4 protein-coding genes and 1 pseudogene are annotated in these 6428 nt (G+C 41.0%); 2 read left to right on the top strand and 3 right to left on the bottom strand.

All coding sequences use genetic code 11. The annotated features are described in order from the left end of the window. Nucleotides 1-517: 517 nt before the first annotated feature. From Q1V93_RS14110 to Q1V93_RS14100, 3 genes and pseudogenes are all read right to left on the bottom strand, one after another. Nucleotides 518-874: pseudogene (locus Q1V93_RS14110) on the bottom strand (DUF1304 domain-containing protein); the annotation flags it as partial. 12 nt (nucleotides 875-886) lie between these two features. After that, entirely contained in the window at nucleotides 887-1681 is a 795-nt protein-coding gene (locus Q1V93_RS14105) for a class I SAM-dependent methyltransferase (RefSeq protein ID WP_300665559.1), read from the bottom strand. Continuing rightward, nucleotides 1659-2444 (bottom strand): sterol desaturase family protein, encoded by a 786-nt coding sequence (locus Q1V93_RS14100; RefSeq protein ID WP_300665558.1) that lies wholly within the window; start codon nucleotides 2442-2444, stop codon nucleotides 1659-1661. The genes Q1V93_RS14105 and Q1V93_RS14100 overlap by 23 nt, the downstream gene beginning before the upstream one ends. Before the next feature lie 434 nt (nucleotides 2445-2878). On the opposite strand from Q1V93_RS14100, the gene Q1V93_RS14095 reads away from it, so the two are divergent. Together Q1V93_RS14095 and Q1V93_RS14090 are read left to right on the top strand one after the other, a co-directional pair. Then, nucleotides 2879-5230, top strand: a complete 2352-nt coding sequence (locus Q1V93_RS14095; RefSeq protein ID WP_300665557.1) for a TonB-dependent receptor — start codon at nucleotides 2879-2881, stop codon at nucleotides 5228-5230. Between the two features lie 22 nt (nucleotides 5231-5252). After that, the gene (locus tag Q1V93_RS14090) at nucleotides 5253-6404 is read left to right on the top strand and encodes a DUF4374 domain-containing protein (RefSeq protein ID WP_300665555.1); all 1152 of its coding nucleotides are present in this window, start codon (nucleotides 5253-5255) and stop codon (nucleotides 6402-6404) included. Nucleotides 6405-6428 lie beyond the last annotated feature (24 nt).

The following is a 6428-nucleotide window of genomic DNA, read 5'->3' as shown; positions in this document are numbered from 1 at the left end:
GTGCAAGATGTGCCATGTAATGGGAAATCGCCCTTTGGAGGAGCGATAAAGGGGGAGGGCTTATATTGGAGTTTTATCCGTGCTGTTTCACAATTTTCTCTACAACTTCTTTTTTATGCTTTAGGATATTTACCAAAGCTAAAGAAATGACCGAATTGACATGTTCATCTGTTGATTTAAGTAGGACATAATTCTCCATTCCGGGGTTTTCAGAATAAACGACTCCCCATTCGTTCAATGTCACTTTAAACGCGTCTCTGTTATTGATTGCATATTGGGAAGGGCCATAAAATTCAAGCTTGTTAATTCGATTTAATTCGTCTTTAAAATTTACAGTAAAAAAGAGAGAGTCCGAAAAATCAGCTTTATTGTTTGTGTGGATGGGAAATGCTTCACTTAGTTTTCTGCCTTTAGAGTCTATTAGATAAACATTTTCAGAATCAGGAGATTCATTCGTTTGAGAATGGATCGGATTTTCAGGATCCTTGTGACATTTCATATCACACTTCCTCGGAGAAAGTATCAATAAGCCAATCCCAATTAATGCAGGCAAAGCCTGAACAAAAAAGATTTTCTTATCTGCTGTGAGTGCACCGTAAATTCCGGCAACTGCTACGCAGATCAGGAAGAACATGCTGACATTGAAATGCCATTCCTTGTTGCAGATGAAAAATGTCCAGATTAATCCTGCGGCAAGAAAACCGTTATACAAACCCTGGTTGGCAGCAAGCGCTTTGGTTTTGGGGAACAAATCCTTGTCAAAATTCTTGAATGATTTCGGACCTTTGGTGGTCCAGGCAAACATTTCCAGCCACATAATGTATATGTGGAACAAGGCTACCAGCCCGATAACAATTTTAGCTGCGATTTCCATAGTTTCTGAGTTTTAAAGTGATTTTACGCCAACGATGGAATACATCATCGGAATGTTGTTGCCTAAATGTTGAATCCGGAATTTCCCCGGTTCAAATTCAACGGTATGTGCAAAACAGTCGTAATTCGCGAAATCGTATTCCTGCAGATCCTGTAATTGAATTCCGTGTCGCAGTAAGCTTCCGATCACTTCTGACATTCCATGATTCCAACTTATGGATGTAGCGTGAATAGGAGCATCGCGGTCTGCATACGTTCCGGAAGTCGTTTCAACGATCGGATCGGATTTGAAATAACGATATCCTACTTTTTGAAAGTCATCGTCAAACATCCAAACCACCGGATGGAATTCTACGAATACAAACTTTCCGCCGGGTTTCAAAAAATGGTGGATAACAGAAGCCCAGCGATCCAGATCGGGCAGCCAGCCAACAGTTCCGTAAGACGTGAAAATAAGATCAAATTGTCCTTCTAAATGCTGTGGAAGATCATACAGATCGCAGCAAACAAACGTTGCATCCGTTTGAGTCAATTGAGCCAGCTCACGTGCTTTCCCGATTGCTTTGTCAGAAAGATCTGCGCCGACAACACTTGCACCCATCCGGGCCATTGAAATCGAATCCTGCCCGAAATGGCATTGAAGGTGCAAAATCCGTTTTCCTTTAATATCGCCCAACAACGCAATTTCAGTATCCTTTAAGGAACTTTGTCCGTTTATGAAACCGGCTACATCATAGAAGTCAGATTCGAGATGCGGTTCTACACGCTGATTCCATTGTTCGCGGTTAATTTCCTTGTAATTCTCCATGAATGTGTTTTTTTCTGTTTTTTACTTCATCAAATGCCTCATCGTAATCAGGTCGCAATGTCCCCATCCAGCGATCCCAAAAGAGAAAATACAACCCGTAATTTCCCTTAAAGTGCTTGTGATGCTGATTATGCGCAACGGAAGTATTGATCCATTTTCCAATCCACGTTTTCTGAAATCCCGAAGGAAACAATTCAAATCCTAAATGACCGTAGACATTAATCACAAATTGTCCGAACAAAAAGATGATAAACGCACTTGGATGAACAGGCAAAGTAAAGGCAATAATCGGAATAATCAGCCCTTCCAGGATGCTTTCTGTGAAATGAAAAGAGTAAGCTGCTAAGGGAGTTGGGTTTGTGGACTGATGATGAACAAAATGAATGTGTCTGAATAATTTCGGGTGATGGATGATGCGGTGCATCCAGTAAAAATAGGTGTCGTGCATCAGAAACATGACCGGAATCGTGAACAAATAATAGCCGATTCCATATTGATCGATATGCGCATACAAATTGGTGTAAGGTCGGAAAACGACTACAACTAAGAGAAACAGCGTTGAGAAAATAACAGTCGTTTGAACAGAATACAAGACTTCCGATACAAGCTGTTTTTTCTTTGGGAACACCTGCTGAATTTTTTGCCGGAATAACTGACTTCGAAACAACACATAAAACACGAAGTATGCACCTCCTGCAATCAGTAAATAGCGAAGAGAAATGTAATAAGCAATTCGCGCCCAAATTTCAGATACTGTTTCCATGAATTTTAGAAATCAATTAAAGATCGGAAAATTATTTGAATTAGGTTTTACTCTAAAATATAAGTGATTAAATTTTAGCTTTTTAAGCCTTTTTTTGAATTCCCGAAATCCCAATTTCCCAATATTGGGACGAGTCTGATAATCAGTAAATTAACACCTGTTAAAGGTAAGATTCTGCCACATTTACACACTCTGTATAACTAAAAGAAATACTAAAATGCCTGAATAAGTCATAACGCTAAAATTCAGTATAAAGGATTTTACACTAAACCGAATTAGTTTCAAAGTTCGAATACCTGCTTTTTAGTGAGAGGAAATACTCTTAGGATGGTATTTGAATCCTTTATTACGCTAGAATTGGGTATTGATGTTAGCTTCTGTTGCGCCGTATTTTTGCAAAAAAATTCTGTAAAGGAAAGTAAAACAGACAATTCGTGAAAAATTTCATTTTCTTCATTTCCCTGATTTTTAGTACGGTTTCAATGTCCCAAAATGGGGTCATAAGCGGAAAAATCAGTGAAAATAACCAGCCGGTTCCTTTTGTAACTGTTTCATTGGATGGAACGGAATTAGGAGCCATTACAGACGAAAATGGCCAGTTTTTCATTCAACATGTTCCTTATGGAAAGTATCTGTTAAAGACACAAAGTGCAGAACATAATCCGTTGGAAAAACATCTGCATCTGAATCAACCGAGTTTGAACGTGGGAGCTCTTTCGGTAAAAAAAGTGGCGCAGATTGATGAGGTAACAATTTTAGCGAAATCGAAAGTTCAGGAAGTAAAAGAACAGCCTTTTGCAGTCGAATCCATTGATATGAAACCCGTCCAGAACTTAAATCTGAATGTCAACCAGGTGTTGAACCAGTCAACAGGAGTCCGGATTCGTGAAAGCGGAGGTTTGGGCTCGGATTTCGTGTTTTCCCTGAGCGGTTTTACCGGAAACCAGGTGCGTTTTTTCCTGGATGGTCTTCCGACGGATATTATGGGAAGATCTTTCAGCATCAATGCCATTCCGGTGAACAATGTAGAACGCGTTGAAATTTACAAAGGCGTGGTTCCGATTCAATTGGGAGCAGATGTTTTGGGTGGAGCAGTAAACATTGTGACCAATAATGCGGTGCGGAATTTCCTCGATGTTTCTTATGGATTTGGATCCTTCAATACACACCAGGCAAGTGTTGTGGGGCGTTACACAACGAAAAAAGGATTCATCATCAGTGCCAGTGCGTTCTACAATTATTCCGACAATAATTTCAAAGTGGATGTGAACCTGTTTGATAAAAAGACCGGAAAAATCGACGAGCGGACAACGCGAGTACCTCATTTCAATGACGCTTTCAAATCTGCTACCGGAATGGTTGAAGTAGGTTTTGTGAATAAGAAATGGGCAGATCGTTTGTTGATCGGATTGATCGGAAACACCACTTACAAGGAAATTCAGCAAGGTGCAAATATGACGATTGTAGCGGGTGAAGTGCGCCGCACGGAACAAAGTCTGATTCCAACATTGAAATACGAAAAATCGAATTTATTTGTCAAGAACCTGTCACTGAGAGTGTCCGGATTATATAGTTCCGTGAAGCAGCAATTGGTAGATACCAGTTCCCGGATTTACAATTGGGAAGGAGGATATACCAGCAAATTATTGTCGAATACTTCGGGAGAATTGAACTGGTACAAAACGCTTTTCACCTTTAATGACCGTGCAGGATTGGCAGTTGCTTCCCTGAATTACAAGTTGGGAAAATACCACCAGTTCACAATCAATAATACGTATTCTACGATTACCAGGGTAGGACACGACCCGATCAAACAAGGGCCTTTGTCCTTTGAAGATCCGAATACGCTCACAAAGAATTTTACCGGAGTAGCTTACCAATTAAAGCTTTTCAAGGACCGATGGACGACCTCCGTATTTGCAAAAATGTTCAATATGTGGTCCGAATTATCCAAAGAGAACACTGAAACAGGAGGGATCGACCGGATTCAGAATCGTTTTCAACTACCCGGATATGGAATCGCGACAAGTTACTTCGTACTGAGCTATCTGCAGTTGAAAGCTTCATTTGAAAGTGCTTACCGTTTGCCGGAAGGCTACGAAGTATTTGGTGACGGATTGCTGCTTCTGCCAAATCCGGATTTGAAACCGGAACAAAGCCGGAATATCAATGCAGGATTTTTGTTCGGAAAACGCTTCAAAAAGCATTTGGTCAATGTGGATTTCAATTACATGTACCGCTTGCCGGAAAACCTGATACGGAATGTAGCGATCGGAATTACTTCCCGTTACGAAAACCTGGCACAGGCAAAGGTGAATTGCTTTGAAGGTGCAGTGGGTTATTCCTATAACGACATGTTCCGAATTGAAGTGAATGCAACGTATCAGAATATTCTGAACACTTCTTTGAAAGACAACGGAGAACCTGATGATTTGTACGGAGACAGGCTTCCGAATGCGCCTTATTTGTTCGGAAATGCTTCTTTTACCTTTAACACCAAACCCTTCGGTAAATACAAACAACGCATCGGATTCAACTGGACCACTTCTTATGTCGAAGAATTTTATTTGAAATGGTCGAGTTTGGGATCTGCCAACAGCAAATTCATTATTCCAAGACAAATCTACAGCAATGCTTCCGTAAGTTTCACCAGTCATTCCGGGCGTTACAATGTTTCGGTTTCCTGTATGAACCTGATGGATGCATTGTGCTATGATAATTTCCGGGTGCAGAAACCCGGACGAAGTTTTAATGTCAAGCTGCGCTACTACCTGCAAAGGCAATAATTCGTTTAATAAAACAAATCACATGAAAACAAAAAGCACCTTGGTGATTGCTGTAATTGCCCTGTTGGGGATGACAACAATTGCTTCTTGTAAAAAGAAGAAAAAAACGGGAGAAGAAGAAACCGTTCCGACATCGGGATACGTTTTAGGATTGAAAACAACCAGTGCAGGCGTCGATGCCGAATACCTGGTTACTTCCGAAGATTTGATGTCAGGAACTATTTCAGCTTCCGGAAACGGGATCGAACAAATGGGATGGATGTATTACCACCAGATTGGAAATAAATACCTGGCGATGGATTACACCAACAATATTTGTACAGGATACAAAATTGAAAATAGTACGTTGACATCAGCGGGAAGTTTTGTATTCGACCGTTTGGATGTTCTGACCAATACTTCTAACGGAAATGTATTTGCGATCAGCGCTCCGTGGGGAGGAGGTTCTTACGATTGTAAATTCATGAACCTGAACCCGAATTCCATGTCGATTACATCCACTCAAAATGTGGTGTTCAATGTGTTGTACAACGATACGATGGCGCAATTGAATATGTGGCCTACCGGTTCGTATATCGCTGACGGGAAATTGTATGTTTCTTACTATCCGCTGCACGGCGCTTCCTGGGATACACCGCGGACAGACACCGCTTACGTAAATGTTTACACCTATCCGGGATTGAATTTCGTGACAACGATGAAAGACACACGTACCGGACCAATCGGATATTACGGAGGTTCTCCGGCAATCATTGAAGATGAAAACGGAAACCATTACACGATTTCGACCTGTTCTTTGGCTGCAGGATATACACAAGCTACAAAGCCTTCCGGAATTTTGAAAATCAACGCCGGAGATAACACATTCAACAACGGTTATTTCTTCAATACAGAAGCATTGGGTTACAAAGTTTTAACGGGAGCTTACCTTGGAAACGGGAAAATGATCGCACGTGTGGTTCCAAATTCAGTAGATGCTACGACTGGCGGAACGTGGGCAGCTTTTGGAATTGATGTTCCGATTCACAAGATCGCTATCCTGGATTTGAATGCACAAACACTACAGATTGTGAATGATGTTCCGGCTCATGGTGGACAATATTATACGCCATTTCATATCGAAGACGGGAAAGTCTACATTTCCGTCAATACCGGTTCGAATGCATGGATTTAACTTGTATATGATGGTTGTGGAAGT

Origin of the sequence: Fluviicola sp. (assembly GCF_030151805.1) — a bacterium.
GTDB lineage: Bacteria > Bacteroidota > Bacteroidia > Flavobacteriales_D > Crocinitomicaceae > Fluviicola.
This window is presented reverse-complemented; position numbering and strand designations above follow the sequence as displayed.